Raw genomic sequence first — 19,227 nt, forward strand, 5'->3', positions numbered from 1 at the left:
TGCCCGAGCTAATGCTTGGCAATCGTTAGGAATGATCCGATAAGGGAGCTGGATTGGCTTAATTGCACTTTGTACAAGTAAAACATCTGATTTATACGCGATATCCTGTTTAGTTGCATTCCGAACATCCTACAACTATCCCTGCGCTTGTCTTGGAGCCCTGTTCCATTTCCTTCTATTCGCAATCGCCATGCCCCACAATGTGGGGTTATTTCAGGTTCAGAACGTCTTCAGCTCCAACTGATGCTGGACAATCCGCACAATGTCCGCGATATAGTCGCCAATGATCGGCAGATTCAGCGCACCCAGCACCTGAAGCACATAAATAATCGTCGCTGCAAAAAAAGTAAACCCGAGCGCTATCCCCAGTCCCCTGGCCGCTCCGGAGAGGATGTTCAGCCAGATCAGCCGGAACGGAGAATACAGCAGTTCGGTGTATTCCGAGATCCGTGACTTCTCCATCTGCTGGGCCAGACTCGTGGTCATCCGGTACAGGGCGTTCAGCTTCTCTTCCGGGGGAAGATCGGCCGGATCAATGGCTGCTGTAACAGCCGCTGTAGGCTTAGGATTGGAAGCGCTTGGCTGACTTTTCTCAGGATATTCTGTGCCCGGATCTGTCTTGCCCGTTGGACCTGCTCCAGAATACGGGGGTTGCTTCTCATGCGGCGCGTCCTCCCTGTTGTTCCCTCTGTCTGTGGTTCTGATCGAAATTCTGCCCGGCCCTTCCGGCTGCTTCGGCTGCTCTGCAGGATTCTTCCCGTTGTTCCATCCACCCATGCCCCTGTACCTCCTGGTTGTCTATAAGCCGCAAAACAAACGAGCCCGGTCGAAGAGAATTCTCTCTTCAAGCACAGGGCTCGTCATTTGCATTCTAACCCGTGGAAACTATTCCTTTGCGGCTAGTATATGCCATACATGGACAAGTAATGCAGGAAATGCGCGGCCGCTCTGGAGTTAAGCACCGATATGAATACCGATGCTCTTGCCGCCGGCATCCACTGTCTCATAGGTATAATCTCCGTCAAAATCAACCGTAGTCACCAGTACATTCTCACGCAGCACATGCTCGAATGCAGTCACCGCCGCCTTCAGCTCGTCATCGACATGCAGGGTCAGGGCAATCCGCTTGTCGATCGGCAGATCCAGACGTTTGCGGTAATCCTGCACCGCACGTACGACTTCACGTACCCAGCCTTCCTGTACCAGCTCCGGCGTGATTTCTGTGTTCAGGGCCACAGTCAGTCCATAGCCGGAAGCGGAGGCAAAGCCTGGTTTGGCCTGCTTCTCAACCAGTAGCTCCTCGGACGTAATCTGCAGCTCTTCCCCGTCCGGTGACACAATGGCGATAACGCCTTCTTGTACCGCCTTGCGGGTAGCGTCACTATCCATCGCTTTGAGGAAGCCTTGCAGGAAGCCGACGCTCTTGCCGTATTTCTTCCCTGCTACCTTCAGATTCAGCTTCAGGGTGAAGTCTACGAAGCCGCTGTCGCTGTGCTCGATGACGATATTTTTAACGTTGATCTCTTCTTTGATCAGCTCTTCATAATCCGCCACGTTGAAGTCGTCCGGAGTGGACGCGATCAGCTCGGACAACGGCTGGCGGGTCTTGATGCCGCTCTCGTTGCGGACGTTACGGGCCAGCTCGACGATGCCGCGGGCGTACTCCATATCTTTTTCCAGGGCAAGATCGATCAGGTTCTCATCCGCTGCCGGATAGTCTGCCAGATGCACGCTCTCCCCGCCGCCCAGGTTCGTGAAGATATCCTCGGACAGCATCGGAGTGAATGGAGCCATCAGCTTGGCTGTGGTCAGCAGGACATGCGTAAGGGTGCGGTAAGCGTCCAGCTTCTCTTCGCCCAGCCCGCTGCCCCAGAACCGGTCACGGGAACGGCGGATGTACCAGTTGCTTAGCTCATCCACGAAGTTCTCAATGGCCTTAGAGGTGTTCACAAAATCATTCACGGCCAGGCCCTTATCGAGCAGCACGATCAGGCTGTTCAGGCGGGACAAAATCCAGCGGTCGAGCTTATGCTCAGACAACTTGAACGGGTGATCCGCAGGATCATAGCCGTCGATCCCGGCATACAGCGTAAGGAAGGCATGCGTGTTCACCAGAGTGTCCACTACCTTAGACTTCGTCTCCCCGACCAGACCGCGCGAGAACCGTTTGTTGTTCCACGGCGCACTGTCAGACAGAATGGCCCAGCGGAAGGCATCCGTGCCGTATTCGTTCATGATCTCCCAAGGGTCAATGACATTGCCTTTGGATTTGGACATCTTTTGGCCGTTCTCATCGAAAATATGGCCGTGGGCGATAACCGCCTTATACGGCGCCTTGCCTGTGAACAGGGTCGATACGGCCAGCAGGCTGTAGAACCAGCCGCGCGTCTGGTCGATCCCTTCGCAGATCATATCTGCCGGATACTGGTCCTCGAACCGGTCTTGATTCTCGAACGGATAATGACTCTGGGCGAACGGCATCGAGCCGCTGTCGAACCAGACGTCGATCACTTCAGGGGTGCGGACCATGATGCCGCCTTCGCTGAACGGGCTGCGCAGCTGAATATTATCCACGTACGGCTTATGCAGCTCGATATCCTCAGCCACCTCACCGATGGCCATTGCTCTCAGCTCGGCGATGCTGTGCGGCGCGAATTCCTTGCCGGTATCCTGACAGACCCATACGTTAAGCGGCGTACCCCAGTAGCGGTTACGGCTGATATTCCAGTCCACCAGCTCCTCCAGGAACTTGCCGAAGCGGCCTTCGCGCACATGGTCCGGGTACCAGTCCACACTGTTATTGTTGGCAATCAGCTGATCCTTGATCGCTGTCGTCTGGATGAACCAGCTGTCTGTTGCATAATAGAGCAGCGGGGTGTCGCAGCGCCAGCAGAACGGGTAGCTGTGCTCGTATTTCTCTTTATGGTAGAGCAGTCCGCGTTCAGACAGCACCTTCACGATATCCAGGTCACAATCCTTCACGAACCGTCCTGCAAAATCACTCACTACATCCGTATACTTGCCGGAAGTATCTACTACGTTCACAAAGCTGATCCCATTCTCGCGGCAGCTCTTATAGTCGTCTTCCCCGTGTGCCGGAGCCATATGTACGATCCCGGTACCGCTGGAATCCGTTACAAAAGAGGCTCCGACGATCACATTATGCTTCTCCGCCTTGATATAACCGAACGGCGGTGTATAGCTCTGGCCGATAAAGTCAGCGCCTGTGTGTGTAGACAGGATGGTGTACTCACCCTTCAGCACTTCGTCCACCAGATTCTTCGCCAGTACATACACGCCGTCTTCCTGCTGCGCACGCACATATTCCATAGCCGGATTCATCGCCAGCGCCATATGCGCCGGAAGCGTCCAAGGCGTAGTCGTCCAGGCCAGCACATAGTCGCCGCTGCCGTCCAGCTTGAACTTGGCGGTAGCACTCAGATCCTTAACTGTCTTATACCCCTGGGCTACTTCATGGGAGCTGAGGGTCGTCTGACAGCTCGGGCAGTACGGGCTGACGCGGTGACCCCGGTACATCAGGCCCTTCTCATGAACCGTAGCCAGGATGTTCCACACGCTCTCGATATACGTATTGTCCAGCGTTACATATGGATGATCCAGATCCGTCCAATAGCCGATCGCTTCCGTGAATTCCCGCCACTGCTTCTCATAGCCGAATACACTTTCCTTACATTCCTTGATGAACTTCTCCACACCGTATTCTTCGATATCCTGCTTACCGGAGATGCCGAGCTTCTTCTGCACCCCGAGCTCTACCGGCAGGCCGTGCGTATCCCAGCCCGCTTTGCGGATGACACGGAAGCCCTTCATGGTCTGGTAGCGGCCGATAAAATCCTTGATGACCCGGCCCAGCACGTGCCCGATATGCGGCACCCCGTTCGCCGTCGGCGGCCCTTCATAGAACACATAGTTCGGGCGTCCCTCGCGGTTCTCCATGGAGCGGCGGAATGTGTCCTCCTCGCTCCACTTTTTCAAGATCCGGACATCTCTGGCCCGGGCTTTTTCTTTGACGTCTACCTTATGCATGATGGTCAATCCCTTCGTTTAGTCTTAAACTTTATCGGATATCATCCGAGCCTTCTTCTTAAAAGATTTTAAAACTTTAAAGATTTTCGATCCCTCCCAAACCCTCCCTTCGCCAAGGGAGGGCCCCAAGGGCGCTGCCCTCTGGACACCCGAAATCAGTGCATCGTGCGAGGAGCGGGGGCAGTGGACGGGAAGGATTACTTCGGCGGAGTCCTCGGCCCTTCTTAGGCTGCCCTACGGGTACGCCTGCGGGGCCTTAACCGCGCTAATGCAGCATGAATCTTTAACTCAGGCCCACTGAAGATTGGATGAAAAGAAGCCACACCAACCGAGTAGGTCAGTCCTAGCGGACCGCAGAGCCGTTATATTCAAGAAAACAGCACTTTTGGCGAGCTAACGGACCCAGTCGACCTTATTGTCCTGCTAAGAACCATCTAGAAGCGAAATTTCCGGTAATAAGGGCTGTGGGGTCCTTTACTTGCCCTAATAGTAGCTTTCTTCCAAAATAAGAGCTCCTCAGTCCGTTACACCGTCCGGGCTGTGCCTGGGGTTCTTGCCGGGGGCTCTTGGCCCCTCGCTCGGGGCGCAGTTAAGGCCACGCAGGCGTTCCCGTAGGGGAGCCTAAGAAGGGCCGCTCCTTCCGCCAACAGAGTCCATTCCCTTCCGCCCACGCCACTCTTTCCACGGAGCACTTGCCTGCGGGTGTCCAGAGGGCGGCCAGCCCTTGGGGTCCCCCTTGTAAGGGGGATTTAGGGGGATGCCCACCACACAAAAATACGCCGCCCCGCCCCCAAAGGGGCGAGACAGCGCTCGCGATACCACCCTAATCTGCACTGCACGCACATCACAAGGGGTGTGGATTCAGTACAATCTCAGTCCGCAGGCAATAGACAACCATGCGGGTCCGGGATAACGTCCGGCAGACGGCGGAGCCTACACACGTATACACGCTTCAGCTTAGCTTCTAGGGGAGGATCTTCGGGTAAGGCGTGAACGATCGGCTCGCAGCAAGCACCGACTCTCTGGAGAACGTTACCTTATCGTACTTGTCCCGTCATCGAATTTAGATTCAATGGATACAGATATGTTCTAGTTATAGACGTTTTCGCCCCAATTGTCAAGGCAGATTACAGCAGCAGGTCCCAGTTCAGCGGGGTGCCGATGGGCAGATCGGTTCTTAAGCGTTTGCCGAGAAGCAAGTCATAATACTTGGGCGCGAGGCCGTAGCCGGGACGGATGACTCTGATGTTATCCGCAGTCAGCAGGTCCCCGGCCTTGATGTCCTTGGAAGTATAGACGGACCGTCTGAATTGCAGGGATTTCTCTTCTTCGGGGGTGGGACCGATGGAGACGCCGCCGAGTGCCCTCCAGGCCGTATTTGTCTCCCGGACCAGGGAAGCGAACTCTGCCGGCTCCAGGGAGAATGCAGCATCCACCCCGCCTTCTGCACGGTTCAGGGTAAAATGCTTTTCGATCACCGTACTGCCCAGCGCCACGCTTGCTACTGCTGCCCCTACGCCCAGGGTATGGTCGGACAGGCCCACCTGAGCACGGAAGACGTCGCGCAGATACGGAATGGTATTGAGGTTGGTATTCCCGGGTGAAGCCGGATAGCTGCTGGTGCATTTGAGCAGTATATATTCCCGGCAGCCTGCCCCGGTAATGGTGCGGACAGCCTGTTCAATATCTCCAAGCGAGGCCATCCCGGTGGAAATAATCATCGGCTTCCCTTTGGAGGCTACCTTACGCAGTAAGGGAATATCATTATTTTCAAAGGAAGCGATCTTGTAGCAGTCTACGCCGAGGGTCTCCAGGAATTCGAGCGAGGACTCATCGAACGGGGTGCTGAACGGAATCATCCCGAGCGCCCTGCACGAAGCAAAGATAGGCTCATGCCACTCCCAGGGCGTATACGCCTCAGCATACAGCTCATACAGCGATTTCCCCTTCCACAGTCCGTTCGATTCCCCAATCATGAAATCCTTATTCCGTAGATTAAGCGTCATGGTGTCCGGCGTATAGGTCTGGATTTTGAACGCATGTGCGCCCGCCCGGGCGGCGGCCTTAACGATTTCGAGCGCACGGTCCAGCGACTTATTATGATTACCGGACATCTCCGCGATCACAAAAGGCGGATGCCCGCTGCCGATGGTGCGGTTACCGATCTTTATTTCCTTCATGGCCTGTCGTTGCCTCCTCTGTCAGCCGTAGCCTGTGCTTCTCCCATTGCTCCCGGAACAGGGCCATCAAGACCACATCCACAGGCTGATGATTTCTGATCCGTTGTCTGCCTAACCTGCCTTCCTCTATGAAGCCTAGTTTGCGGTGATAGGACAAGCTCCGCTGATTGAAATCCAGAATTTGCGCACACACCTTACTTAGCTGCTCCACCTGGTAAATATGGTCCAGCGCCAAGATTCCCATCTTGGTGCCGGAGCCGGGGGGACAGCTCTTGTCCCCTATATAAAAGCCCCACTCACAGGTCTTGTGGACCTTGTCGATCTGTGAGAACTGCACGAAGCCTGCCGGTGTGTCCAGATAGTAACAGATTCGGACCACCCGGCTGATATCCTCCGCTATGGTATTCATCCAGTGAAGATGCTCTTCAAGCGGAATGATCCCGTCATGATTCATATAGGGCCTAATGTGATCGGCATTGCGCCATTCCCATATTAGCCTGCTATGCTCCTGGCTCAGCTTCTCAAGCCTATAGTCCCTTAGGTCTGCCATAGTCCCCTCCCATAATCCTGTCTATGACCTCATCCCATTTATCCTCGCCCATCAGGCGGAGCGCCTGCTCCGACATGGCCCGTACCCTGGCCGGGTCAGCCAGCATAGCCTTAAGACCCTGCTCAATTCCTTGGGCGGTCACCTCGTTACTCTTCCCCAGGCTGAATGCAGCCCCCCGCGCATGAACCAAGGCCGTGATCTCCCGCTGATTATCCGCCGTAATAATGCACAGCGAAGGCAGGCCCAGGTAACAGCGCTCCCAGGTCGTACTTCCGCCTGCTCCGATGGAGAGGTCCGCCTTCTGCATCAAGTCAGCCATGTAATCAACCTGACAATGGAAGCTGGCCTGTGGCATCGTGTCGCATAAGGCTGCGATGTCATCCTTGCGGCGGTTCATTCCGCCTGCTACGACATCCAGCTTCAGGTTAGCGAAGGCGGGACTTTGCAGCGCCTGTAAGGTTTTGAGAGTCTCCCCCGTAGGATCTGTGCCGCCAAAAAACACCAGAACCCTGCTTATGCTTCCGTCCCGTTCAGTCAGCCCCAGCTTAGCCGCGCGGAATTCCGGCCGCAGCAGCGTATAGCATGTGCCTGTCAATTTCGTGCAGTAAGCGGGAAGCAGCCCCTGGTAGCGGTCCCTGGCAGCAGATGGATTGGGGTCCAGCAGCAGATCGCATTGATGCGGACGGTCCGCCAAATCATCGATGGCCACGATCTTCTTCACTTTTCCCTGCACCCATGTCTCCCACCGCTTATCAATTCCGTAATGGTCAACAATGAGGCAATCTGCAGGAGCAGCTCCCTCCAGCCGCTGCACCGTCTCCAGGGCATCGGTCCGCCAATCCACCTGAAGCCAGAATGCAGCGTACGACGGATCATCCGGCGAGGGCAGCAGCTTCACCGCATAGCCCTGACCCCTGATATAGTCTGCCAGATTCCCCGGCAGCTCGCGGCAAATGAACGTGATCTGCCCGCCCCTGGCGGCAAGCCCGCCTGCAAGTGTCAGGCAGCGCATGATATGGCCCGTGCCCATGGAGTACGAGGAATCGGCCCGAATCCATATATTCTTCTGGTTAGCTGCTGTGCTTACCATGCGGTCCAGCCTCCGTCAACAGAGATATTCTCACCTGTAACATAGCTTGAGGCGGCGGAAGCCAGGAACACCATCACTCCCTTCAAATCTTCAGGGGTGCCGATCCTGCCCAGCGGATTCTTCCGCTCCAGCTGCCGGATGAACTGCGGGTCGGCTTGAACCGCTGCATTAGGAAAAGGCCCAGGCGATACCGTATTCGCTCTGATTCCGTGCTGCCCGAAGTGGCAGGCAATGTAACGGGTAAACTGGCCTATCGCCGCTTTACCTGCTCCGTAATTGGCGGGATTATCCATCCCGCTGTCTCCGTAGACCTCCGGGTTAGGCGAGACTAGCCCGTACATCGAGGAGACGTTAATGATGGAGCCTCTCTTTTGTTCAACCATATAGGGCAGGACCGCCTTGACACATCTGAAGGCTCCATTGATCGTCCCGTCCAGCCCGGCCAGCCACTGCTCTTCACTCATAACTGCCAGCTTGGCGGCTGAGCTGAACGCGGCATTATTCACCAGGATATCGATGCTTCCGGCCGCTTCAGCGATGCTCTGAATACATTCTCTGACTGATGCTTCCTGCCGGATATCCATAGCCTTGCCGAAGCAGGCTGCTCCGGTGGTGCGGGCGATCGCCTCAGCGGCCTCCATGCAGCGCTGTCCGTTCGAGCTTACCAGATAGACTGCCGCGCCAGCCTCAGCCAGCCCCTCCGCTATGGCTGTGCCCAGATAACCAGCCCCTCCGGTCACAACCGCTGTCCGTCCTTGCAGATTAAATAATTCTTGAAGAGTACGCATCCGGTTACTTCCACCTCCTGGGGTCAATGATCTCTACAGGAATATCCGCAAAGGATTCACCAAGCGTCTGTCTCACCGCCCGGTTTAGAGGGGGCAACGCCATCATCCGCAGGTTCTCCTGCACCTGCTCCACCGTCTCGCAGCCAATCACCAGTCCGGATATCCCCGGAAGATCCCTCACATAGAGGAAGCACAGCTCTTTAACCGCTATCCCGGTTTCCTTGCTGTACCTGATTAATCGTAACAACGGCTGCTCCGCTTGCTTCAGTCCCGCCGGAAGCTGCTCCGGTGCCATCAGCAGCAGGCCTTGCAGATAGACACTGCGGACGAAGATTTCTGTGCCCCTCCGGGCGAGTTGGTCCAGCACTCCATTCGCTAGCCACCTCTGGTCGAGGACATTCAGCGGAATTTGAATGCTGTCCAGCCCCTCCACGCTCAAAAAATTCGTAACATCCTCCGCATCATACACAGATACGCCGATTCTGCGGATCAATTGCAGCTGCTTCAGCTCCTGCAGCATTCGCAGAATTTCGCCGCCGTGGTAAGTCATATCCAGCGGATCATGCAAGAGACAGACATCCAGCGCAGAACACTTCAGCCGGTTCAGGGAAGCATGCACGGAAGAGGTGACGAACCTCCTCCGCGCTTCCTCCGAGTGCAGCCCTAACCTCTGGACGGAAGGGAGCTTCGTCACAATCTGCGGCCGGCTCTGCGGCTCAGTGTGTTCCAGGCAATCTCCGATAATAGACTCGCTGTCCCCGTAGCCCGGTGCGGTATCCAAATAACCGATCCCCGAGGAGAGGGCATATTGGAGCAGCCCGTTCCTCTGTTGCACAGAGCGGTTGACAGCTGTATTCGCAATCCCGTAATTTCCGCCCAACTGGGCCGTCCCCAGCACAAGGCTGGCTTTATTTATCATCATCCGAAGCCTCACTAACTTGTTATAGTCCCTTCTTCAGGGTGGTTGCTGCATTCAACTCCTTGACCAGCTCTGTATCATCCCGCCATTTCACCTGAATGCCCCGGTTGCGCTCAGCCACCTCAGGGTGGCCCTGCAGGAATTCCTTCAATTCTTCGAAGGATAGCGGTCTTGCACCCACATCCAGTGCCTGGTAGATCTCCTCAAACAGCTCCAGATCCTGAATTTCATCCATGGTCAGCCGCCACTCGGGGTGCACCCACTCCGCAGGAAGGTCCACAGCATTGAGGTTGAAGAGATGCGGATTGTTGAAAAAGTAAAAGGACAGATACTCCGCATGCGTAAGCGGATTGGAATAGTGCAGCAGCCTTCTCAGCGCTTCAACGGTAAAAACATCCCCCACCGTCCCCATAGTCGACTCCTTGGCGTAGGTGAAATCTGCACCGCTTGCCAGATGCCGGTCTATCAGAAGCTTAAGCATCTCAGGAGAGATCGCCGGATTGTCGCCGGTGACCCGGACTACGATATCCGCCTGGACCGCTTCAGCCACGCTCAGCATTCTTGCAGCCACATTGTCCGGGTCGCCGGTTACCACCTTCACCTGATGGTTCAGGTTGAACGCCGTAAGCGGCTGGTCATCCGGCAGATCCGAGGTGGCCAGCACCACCTCATAGCCGCCCGGCACAGCCAGACAGTTCATCAGGCACCTCTCGATGGCTGGAATGCCGTGAATTTCGCGCAACGCCTTGCGGCGGAGCCGGGTGGATTTCAATCTGCAGATGACGGCGATGCAGATTTTGGGTGCTTTTACCTTCCCCGGCGTGATGGGTGTGTTCGCTGGAATTGCTGCCGTTGCAATCATAGGGAATTGTACGGAAGCATTGCGGACCATGAAGGCATCCGGCACGGAGGAACGTTTATAGCTTATGTTCTCGGGTGTGATCATTTGACCCGGGCGCAGTTCTGTGCGGGAGACAATTCTCAGGGAGGAATCCTCCAGATAGCTTCTTTCCGATTCCTTGATTTCCAGGCTGCCTTGTACACACTCTGCCCGGCGCAGCTTATCCACCATCCGCCCAAACTCCTCCGGCTCCAGCGCGGAATAGTAGTCAATGCCTTTCTCCGCACGGTTCAGGGTGATATGCTTCTCAATGACACTGGCACCCAGCAAATAGGCATAGACCGGAAGATCGACCGCCATTTCATGATCGGCATCCTCATGGTCCGCGAACCCCACCTCCAGCTGATAGGTTTGTTTGATATGGGCGATACGGCTCAGGTTGGAATCCTCTGTCCGGGTCGGATAGCCCTGGAAGCCGTGCATGAGCACGATGGGGCCTTTGTAATGGCTCCGAATGTAAGATAATTGCGTATCCATTTCTTCCTCCAGCCAGCCGCCTACACCGATGAGCAAGGGCTTATCGAACTTTAGCAGGGCTAGAGTCAAGGGGAGCGACTGGAGCACAGTTGTTGGTATTTTCAAGCCATCTACCTGCGATTCAAGCTCCGTGAGCAGCCCGGCGCCCCATTCATCGTAGATATCTACCCACACCTCCATTCCCGCATCCTTGGCAAGCTGTACAGCCTCCGCCCATTGCTGTTTGCCGATGAACAAATCGATATACGTCTGATAATGGATGAAATCCGGCACCGCTAGGCTGTCGTAATGGAACCATTGAAATTTCACCCCGTCAGCGCCGCTGCCTGCGGCCGCTAGGATCAGCTCCCGCAGCCGGCCGGGGTCGCCCAGATGGGCATTGGCAATCTCGGCAATCACCTTCACTTTGGCCACATTAATCACTCCCTTCTCTATTTTCACTTGGAGTAGTGGCGGATCACCTTCTTGACCGCAGCGACCACATCCAACACATCTTCAGGTTCCATACCCGCATATAGCGGGAGTGTAATGAATTCCTCGTAGCAGCTCTCAGCGACCGGACAGATTCCCTTGCGGAACCCCAAGCTTTCGTAGTACGGATGCAGATAGGCGGGGATGTAGTGGACGTTTACTCCGATGTTCTCCTTTTGCAGCGCCTGAAAGACCGTCTTACGGGTGGCCTTCAGCCTTACGAGCTGCAGTCTGACAATGAACAGGTGCCAGCTTGACTCCGCCTCTGGAAGCTGATGCGGCAGAATAAGCTCCTTGGTCGCGCTCAGCTCTTGCAAATACAAGGCGGCAAGCTGCTTGCGCTTCTCGATGAAGCCCCCGATTCTGCGAAGCTGGGAGATGCCGAGTGAGGTCTGTATATCTGTGATCCGGTAGTTGTACCCGAGGAATTGCATCTCATAGTACCAGGGTCCGTGGTTCTCCCTTAACTTGCGCTCATCCCTGGTGATGCCGTGGGTGCGGAACTGCAGCAGCTTCTCATAATATACCGGGTTATTGGTCGTGATCATTCCGCCTTCTCCCGTTGTTATATGCTTTACAGGATGGAAGCTGAACATGGTCATGTCCCCGATAGAGCCTATGCTTCTATCCTTATATCTCGCACCCAGCGCATGGGCGGCATCCTCAATCACGATCAGATTATGCTCCCGGGCAATCTGCAGGATCTCATCAAGCTGCGCCGGCTGGCCGGTGAAATGGACGGGAATAATCGCTTTCGTTCTGGCCGTAATGCTCTCCCTGATCCGCTGCGGATCAAGATTATACGTCCGCGGATCGATATCGGCGAATACCGGTACGCCCCCCTGATACAGCACGCAGTTCGCTGTGGCCGCAAACGTCATGGGGGTCGTAATCACCTCATCCCCTTCGCCGATCCCGGCGGCATAACAGGCCCCGTGCAGTGCCGCAGTTCCACTGGAGAAGGCCACGGCATATTTTGCCCCAGTAAACGCTGCGATCTCTGCTTCGAATTGCTCAATGGCCGGGCCGCTGGTCAAATAATCACTTTGCAGCACCTTGACCACGGACTCAATATCCTCGTCATCGATCATCTGTCTCCCATACGGCAAGTAGTGGGCACGTACAGGCTTCCCGCCGTCAATGGCCAGTTTGCTTTTACTCATGACTGGTTCGGCTCCTTTCGGTGAAAGGTCTCAAGAATCCATTGCTCTGTCTGCCGGATGCCTTCTTCAATGGTTACCTTAGGCGTCCAGGACAATTGCTTCTCTGCCTTGTTGTAATTACATAACAGCTTCTGGATCTCACTCTGCGGATGAATATGGGGAACATGCTGGATCGGTGCCTGCCCGTCTGCAATCAGCTCGGCCAATTGATTGACGGTGATATCCTCACCCGTGCCTGCATTGACAATTTCTCCGTGGAGCTTGTCGCTGTAGCCTGCCTCCACTACGAAATCTGCACAGTCCCCGACATATAATAGATCCCGTGACTGGGTGCCGTCCCCGTAGATATTCAGCGGCTCGCCTTTTAATTTGCTGTGGATGAAGATCGCCACAACGCCGCCTTCGCCGCCGGTTTTCTGATAGGGACCATACGTGTTAAACGGCCTTACGACCACCACCGGCAGATCATAGGCATAGAAATAGGATAGCACCATATTCTCCGCAGCGATCTTGGCCCCGGCATAGGGAGAGGCTGGCTTGATTGGGGATTGCTCGTCAATTCCCTGTTCATCCACCGCTCTGGCGTAGACCATGCAGGTACTCATGAAGACCATCTTCACCTGCTGCTTGCGGCATTCCTCGAGCAGATAGAAGGTGGCCAGCGTATCATTATTGAACGTGGTCTCAGGATCATCTATGCTGTCTTGCACATTAATGCTTGCCGCCAGATGGTAGCACAGGTCGAAGGAAACCTCCCGGAAAAGCTCCTTCAGAGCTTCTCTGTCCTTGAGGTCCATGATCTGCACCTTCTGCAAATGCTCGCTATCTTCATACTCCTTCAGATTATCCAGCGATGAGTTCGCCAGATTATCGACGACCCATACGCTTTGTCCATCCTTTAACAAACGTCCGACCACCCATCTGCCGATGAATCCGGCACCTCCGGTTACGAGTATATTCATAGTAGCCTCCACTAGATTAGATTTTGTTCCGATGCCAGCTTCTTTACCTGCTCCTTGGTTAGCGGGATCTCTCCCTCGGAGCTGTAGGTACCCGGCTTCGGCCTGCTTGCTTCCCGGTAGGACTGCGGTGCAGCATAGGGGGAAGGGACAATGTATACATCCTTTAATTCATAAGCGCTTAAGGATTCCTCATGGGTCATTAGCTCTTCGTATCTCTTCTCACCGGGCTTCAGGCCGATCTCCAGGATCTTCACCGTAGACGACGGGGGAACCCCGTATTTCTTCGGCGCTTCCTCGGCTACAACCTCAGCCAGATCCTTCAGCCTGATCACAGGCATCTTCAGAATAAAAGTCTCCCCCCCCTTCGCCAGCTGCAGGGACTGAATGGTGAGCCGGGTCGCCTGCTCCAGCGTCATCATGAACCTGGTCATGGACAGATCCGTTACGGTGATCGCTCTGCCTTCTCTCGCCTGCTTCACGAACAAGGGAATGACAGATCCCCTGGAGCCCATCACATTCCCGAACCGTACGGTGCAGAACACCGTTTGGCTGGAGCCTCCCGAGGTGACGGCAGAGGAAATCAGCTTCTCCGCTGACAGCTTGGTGGCTCCGTAGTTGTTGGTCGGTGAAATGGCCTTATCTGTGCTTGTAAAAACGACCTTGCTTACCTTCTGCTGCTTCGCTGCCTGAATCACGTTATGCGTGCCGACAATATTCGTAAGTACAGCCTCGAACGGGTTATATTCACAGAAGGATACATGCTTCATGGCGGCCGTATGGAACACATAATCTATATCCTCCATCGCCGCCAGCACACGGTCATAATCCCGGACATCGCCGATCAGGTAGCTAAGCCTGGCGTTCCCTTGCAGCTCATCCTGCAGCTCGAACTGCTTATACTCGTCTCTGCTGAGAATCCGGATAACCTCTGGCTCCTGCTTCAGAAGGAGCTTCGCAATACTTTTCCCGATGGTGCCGGTACCGCCGATGATCAGAATCCTTTTATTCCGGAAAAACATACTCTCCACCTCCCGCTTCATCGCTTCTCGCTTCCATGGATCAAGCGGTTCATGAGATCCGCAAGCACTTTGCCGGAGTCAGGAATCTGATAGGATTGCTGCAAGAATTTCTTTTTTACAGTCTTGTAGTTTAATCTCTCTATATTGCTGGAATAATAGCGGGCGATGATGCGGGTTAAGTCAGCTGGCTCTTTTTGAATATAGCGGTCAAGGGCATCATAGTAATCATATTCACGATTGGCCTGAATGAATTTGTAGACAAATACAGGCTTGCCGAATAAAAGGCCTTCGAGGGCAACCGTGGAGAGAGTGGCGACCACAGCGTCCGATTTCATAATCAGCTCACGGGTGTCAGCCTTGCGGTCGGTAACCACATGAACATTGCTATATTCTTCTTCATACTCGGTATAGAGCGAAATCAGCTTCTTGGACAGCTCCCAGGGATGGGGCTTGATAATCAACTGAAACTGCGGATGTGAGGCCAATTGGGTGAGCAGGGTGCGGATCTTGGCTTCATCCAGCGTCGGTCCGGTAGCGATTAATAAGGTGATTTTATGAGGATCAAGCTGGTAGGTTTCTCTAAAAGGCTCTATAGCGGTAGGCTTCGAAGTAAAGATATCATCGTAACGGGCATGGCCGGTAATCACGATCCGCTCGGCTTCAAGCCCTCTGCGCACGTACCAATCATGTTCATATTGCCCGTAGATTCCGATGTGGCTGGAGAATACAGGGATGAATGCTTCCTCTCCCATCAGAATTCCGTGCTGCAGACATACGCTGGGAATCCCCTTGATCCCTGCAACGACGGCAAGTGCCCGGCTGGCTACATCTTCTGTCGTACCTACCATTACAGCGGCTACCGGCAGGTCATTGTAGAGATTAAATACCATTTCAATGGTATCTATAATGGAAGGAATCCGGCTTAGGAACGTCTGGGTAAAAAATTCATTGCTGAACGCAGGATGTCCTTCGGCCTTGGCAAAGAGTTCCTCCGCACGCCGGACCAGCTCTTCCGCAGCAGCTTTGGTGTCCTGCTTGTAGCCCAGGCTGTATACATTGGGAATGCCAAACAGCTCATCCGCTCTGGAGCGGGATAGAATCATGGCCGAATCTCCGCTGAAATGCTCGCTGATCGTTTTCTCCGACATTCTGATATAGTCCAGATTAATCAGTATTTTGCCCTTCAGATTGGACTTCACAGGCTGATAGAGCGGCGCAACCCTATTTTCAAAGAAAGGCTGAATCTGGTGCTGCTCATGAATACTGGAATGCTCCAGCTTCAGCCTGAACCCGCTGCTCCCCATCTCGCTTCTAAGCTCATCATTGATTTGTTGATAGAAATTCGTCATCAGGGCCAGAGGGATATTCCTGTACTTCAGCTCCTGCGCAGCATGGATAAATTCACTATAGAGCGACCAGTAATTGGATAGATAGATAGACATCCGTTTCCCTCCTTATGGTGCCTTTCTCTGCAGAGGCCTTATTTCTTGTGCTGCTGGATTAATTTCAGATCTTCTCTCAGCTCCTTGCAGGTTCGCTGCGGCGGAAGCATCTGAATGAACTGGCTCTTCTCCTGGTGCTGCAATTGATAGTGAATCGACAGCTCGGTGATATAGTTATCATCCAGAACCTCGTCAACGGGGTAGAAGTCCCAGAACTGGTTCAGCCGCCAGAAGAAACGGCCATCGCCAATTCTATAGAACTCCGGATTCTCATCCCAGTAGGACCCGAACTTGTCTTGAATGACCGGAAGAATGGAGCTTCTGTGCAGGATGGAGCAATGATCGATGACGCAAGGGGCCACCGAAACGATTTTTTTGGCCGGTCTAAGCTGGCTTCGGGTCACTTCATCCTGTTCGTTCAAGTAGTTGACCAGCGATGCAGAGTAGGCAATCATGACCTCGGGGTTCTCCTCCAGATAGTCAACCATCTGCTCTAGTCTAGTATTTCTGTAACAGTTGTCATCCGTGGCATAGGAAATATACTCTCCCTTTGCTTGATGCAGGGCTTGATTGATCAGCGCGGAATATCTGACCTTCTCCACTCTCTGTGCCAGCGTCTGAATGTTGCTCTGAATGAAGTGGATGCGCTTATCCTTCAGATAAGGCTCAATAACTTTAAGGGTCTCTTCATTCGAGTTATCATCCATCAAGTAGAATTCAAAGTCTGTAAGCGTCTGATTCAGAATGGATTCAATGGACTTTGCGACATATGCGGCCTTATTGTAGCTGGTCATTATGATCGTGACTTTTGGCAATCGAATACCTCCCTCACTGTTTACTTGCTATCATATGTCTCCTTCTTCGAAACGTTATAGGTTAGAAGACTAAATTTTCAAAGGAGTGACAGATTGCTGCCCTGAATCTATGGGCAAACCTGAATAAACGCCTAACAGAATGACTGTGAGGCGTCTATCAGGTCCGGTAAATCCGTCTATCAGGCTTGCACGTTCATCAACAAATCATGTATCCGGTGCTCAAAGGTATGGGCAGCCAGCACCTGCTGTCTTGCTGCTTCAGCGATACACTGGCGCTCATCATCATGCGCCATGTAGTAATGGATCTTCTGCAGCAAATCATACTTATCCTGATAAGAAACCACCTGTGTGCCTTCCCCGAACTGATGGCGGAGTCCGCTTTTGTAATCCGTTAGCTGGAACGCTTCACAGCTGGCTGCGTCAAAGGTACGGTTGTTGATGCTTGTGGCGATAATCCCTGCCCGGTTCCGGTTGTACTTCTCAGCGGAAGGGCGGTGGATATTCAGCACAATCTTCGCCCCGTTGTAAAACTTAGCAGCCGTCTCCGGCGGGACCCAGGCATTCATCAGCTCCACATTGCGGTTAGCGCCCTGCTTCCATTCATGATAGTACCGGCCCCATCCCCTCCCCACCAGCTGGATACGATAGGCCGTGCCTGCAAGCAAGGCTTTTATAAGCTCAATCCGGTTACTGTAAGGCACTCCCACTAAGCAGATATCACTGGTGTACTCTTCGGATACAGCTGCGGGATGAAACAGATCAGGATCTGTGCCCAGCGGCAAATGATAGACCCGGGGGTGCCCCAAGACCCGATAATGCTCCACTGCAGCCTGGTCAATGGTGAAAATATAATCAAAATAAGCAATCAGTGGAGCCGTCCAGTCCATGTAATAAGGGTCCTCTGTCATCCAGACTGCCGACTTCACCCCGGATTGTCTGATGAACTCCAGCACAGGCTCGGGAGCCTTCAGACCGCCCATAAGCAGAATCAGCTGCGGCTGCCAGAAAGGCTGGTTAAGCTTTAATTCATTCAAAACACTGCCAGGCTGGAAAGCTCTGCAATGATGTCCCGCTTTCTGTAAAGCCTCCGCGATACGCTGTTCGAAGAAAGCATACACACCCTGGAAGCCTGAAGTTATAAATAGAATATTCATAGCTATCACCACCGTAAGTTCCAATATTTTTCAAAGTCCATAGGATGTTGTCTCTAACATAATATTCAATCAAAACATAGGATGGAACTATGTCAGAATATGGAGGTGAAAAAATGCCAAATACCCTGGTAGAATTTGCACGGAGCGTCAGTAGCAATCTATCATTTGGACCTACCATTCCAATCGACGGGACCCAACGCCTGATTTTAGAATTCGGTATGCCCGTTCCTTCTGCTCCAAGCAATTTCGTTGAGCTCACTACAACGGTTGGCTGGTTGGTTACGAACGTGTTTGCTACACCGCCCGTTCAGCCCACTCTCCTGCTTGAATTACTTGTGGATGGAATCCTCGTAGGCAGTGCTGAACAATCCGCCATCCCGGCGGATGAAGATGAGACGGTTCGAATGACGACCATGTTCCAGACCATCCTTACCGATCTTCCTGAAGGCTATTATGCGTTTCAAGTCTTTGCCTCCAACCTGGAGGATCTCCAAGGCGAAATTAATCTGAGTGGCCCCATCCACATTACCGGAAAAGTAATCGTACCCGTTTAGAAGGCACAAAAAAAACTCCTTAGCAGAGGTCTTGATTGACCTACTGCTAAGGAGTTTTTGTGTATTAGGGTCCAAGTTAACCGTCGACCAGGCTCAGAGCGCGTTCTCGCTAACCTCGCGGCTCTCCAGCGCATTCCAGTCATCCTGGGACAGCAGCTCCAGCTGGGCTTCCAGCAGCGTCCGGAAGCGGGTACGGTAGATGGAGGCCTGCTTACGCAGCTCCTCTGTCTCAATCGCCACCTTGCGGGATTTGGACAACGCTTCGTTAATAATCCGGTCGGCGTTCTTCTCCGCTTCCTTGAGGATCAGCTGGGACTCCTTCTTGGAATTGTTCTTGACATCATCCGCAGCCTCCTGGGCCACAAGAATAGTCTTGGACAGACTCTCTTCAATATTCACGAAATGATCCAGGCGTTCCTGAAGGGTTAATAGCTGGTTGTGCAGCTCCTTGTTCTCCCGGATCACACTCTCGTAATCCTTGATCACCTGATCCAGAAATTCATTGACCTCATCTTCGTCATAACCGCGGATTCTCCGGGAGAATTCCTTGTTATGTATATCGAGCGGTGTTAATGGCATGCTGTGCACCTCCTAGAAATTTCGGTGAAGATTATAGATGAAAGACAATTACCGGCGCACGGCCTGCTAAATGTCCATATTTCCCTGAGATTATCAATTTCGACAAGCACAGCTGT

Annotated in this window: 16 protein-coding genes; 1 reads left to right on the forward strand and 15 read right to left on the reverse strand. The window is 53.6% G+C overall.

Annotated elements, in window-relative coordinates; all coding sequences use genetic code 11:
* Positions 1-219: 219 nt before the first annotated feature.
* The 14 genes from NST43_RS22495 to NST43_RS22560 all read right to left on the reverse strand — a co-directional run bounded on the left by NST43_RS22495 (position 220) and on the right by NST43_RS22560 (position 17,858).
* The gene (locus NST43_RS22495) at positions 220-537 is read right to left on the reverse strand and encodes a DUF5665 domain-containing protein (RefSeq protein WP_339225507.1); all 318 of its coding nucleotides are present in this window, start codon (positions 535-537) and stop codon (positions 220-222) included.
* Positions 538-954: 417 nt separating this feature from the next.
* On the reverse strand, positions 955-4,047 hold the full coding sequence (gene ileS / locus NST43_RS22500; protein ID WP_209988067.1) for an isoleucine--tRNA ligase: 3,093 nt from the start codon (positions 4,045-4,047) through the stop codon (positions 955-957).
* 1,127 nt (positions 4,048-5,174) lie between these two features.
* Complete coding sequence (gene pseI / locus NST43_RS22505) at positions 5,175-6,227, reverse strand: pseudaminic acid synthase (RefSeq protein WP_339219503.1); 1,053 nt, start codon at positions 6,225-6,227, stop codon at positions 5,175-5,177.
* A complete protein-coding gene (pseH, locus tag NST43_RS22510) occupies positions 6,205-6,777 on the reverse strand; it encodes a UDP-4-amino-4,6-dideoxy-N-acetyl-beta-L-altrosamine N-acetyltransferase (RefSeq protein WP_339219504.1) in 573 nt (190 codons plus the stop codon). The genes pseI and pseH overlap by 23 nt, the downstream gene beginning before the upstream one ends.
* Complete coding sequence (gene pseG, locus NST43_RS22515) at positions 6,755-7,867, reverse strand: UDP-2,4-diacetamido-2,4,6-trideoxy-beta-L-altropyranose hydrolase (RefSeq protein WP_339219506.1); 1,113 nt, start codon at positions 7,865-7,867, stop codon at positions 6,755-6,757. The genes pseH and pseG overlap by 23 nt, the downstream gene beginning before the upstream one ends.
* Positions 7,861-8,655 (reverse strand): SDR family oxidoreductase, encoded by a 795-nt coding sequence (locus NST43_RS22520; protein WP_339219508.1) that lies wholly within the window; start codon positions 8,653-8,655, stop codon positions 7,861-7,863. The genes pseG and NST43_RS22520 overlap by 7 nt, the downstream gene beginning before the upstream one ends.
* A gap of 4 nt (positions 8,656-8,659) precedes the next feature.
* Positions 8,660-9,577, reverse strand: a complete 918-nt coding sequence (locus NST43_RS22525) for an aldo/keto reductase (RefSeq protein ID WP_339219510.1) — start codon at positions 9,575-9,577, stop codon at positions 8,660-8,662.
* A 19-nt stretch (positions 9,578-9,596) separates the two neighbouring features.
* On the reverse strand, positions 9,597-11,393 hold the full coding sequence (locus NST43_RS22530; protein WP_339219512.1) for an N-acetylneuraminate synthase family protein: 1,797 nt from the start codon (positions 11,391-11,393) through the stop codon (positions 9,597-9,599).
* On the reverse strand, positions 11,390-12,586 hold the full coding sequence (pseC, locus tag NST43_RS22535) for a UDP-4-amino-4,6-dideoxy-N-acetyl-beta-L-altrosamine transaminase (protein WP_209988048.1): 1,197 nt from the start codon (positions 12,584-12,586) through the stop codon (positions 11,390-11,392). Before pseC ends, NST43_RS22530 begins: the two co-directional genes overlap by 4 nt.
* Entirely contained in the window at positions 12,583-13,548 is a 966-nt protein-coding gene (locus tag NST43_RS22540) for a GDP-mannose 4,6-dehydratase (RefSeq protein WP_339219513.1), read from the reverse strand. Before NST43_RS22540 ends, pseC begins: the two co-directional genes overlap by 4 nt.
* An 11-nt stretch (positions 13,549-13,559) precedes the next feature.
* Positions 13,560-14,567 (reverse strand): SDR family NAD(P)-dependent oxidoreductase, encoded by a 1,008-nt coding sequence (locus NST43_RS22545; RefSeq protein ID WP_339219515.1) that lies wholly within the window; start codon positions 14,565-14,567, stop codon positions 13,560-13,562.
* Between the two features lie 17 nt (positions 14,568-14,584).
* Positions 14,585-16,009 carry a CDP-glycerol glycerophosphotransferase family protein gene (locus NST43_RS22550; protein WP_339219517.1) on the reverse strand — a complete coding sequence of 475 codons (1,425 nt, stop codon included), beginning with the start codon at positions 16,007-16,009 and terminating at the stop codon, positions 14,585-14,587.
* A gap of 38 nt (positions 16,010-16,047) precedes the next feature.
* Positions 16,048-16,824: a glycosyltransferase family 2 protein gene (locus NST43_RS22555; RefSeq protein WP_339219519.1), complete on the reverse strand. Its 777-nt coding sequence runs from the start codon at positions 16,822-16,824 to the stop codon at positions 16,048-16,050.
* A gap of 179 nt (positions 16,825-17,003) precedes the next feature.
* Positions 17,004-17,858 carry a glycosyltransferase gene (locus NST43_RS22560; protein ID WP_339219520.1) on the reverse strand — a complete coding sequence of 285 codons (855 nt, stop codon included), beginning with the start codon at positions 17,856-17,858 and terminating at the stop codon, positions 17,004-17,006.
* Positions 17,859-18,067: 209 nt separating this feature from the next.
* Here NST43_RS22560 and NST43_RS22565 point away from each other — a divergent pair, with 209 nt between their 5' ends.
* The gene (locus tag NST43_RS22565) at positions 18,068-18,532 is read left to right on the forward strand and encodes a hypothetical protein (RefSeq protein WP_339219522.1); all 465 of its coding nucleotides are present in this window, start codon (positions 18,068-18,070) and stop codon (positions 18,530-18,532) included.
* A 93-nt stretch (positions 18,533-18,625) separates the two neighbouring features.
* On the opposite strand, the gene NST43_RS22570 is transcribed toward NST43_RS22565, so the two are convergent.
* Positions 18,626-19,111, reverse strand: a complete 486-nt coding sequence (locus NST43_RS22570; protein ID WP_036690176.1) for a DivIVA domain-containing protein — start codon at positions 19,109-19,111, stop codon at positions 18,626-18,628.
* Between the last annotated feature and the right edge of the window lie 116 nt (positions 19,112-19,227).

The organism is Paenibacillus sp. FSL H8-0332, from assembly GCF_037963835.1.
Taxonomy (GTDB): Bacteria; Bacillota; Bacilli; order Paenibacillales; family Paenibacillaceae; genus Paenibacillus_AQ; species Paenibacillus_AQ rhizoplanae.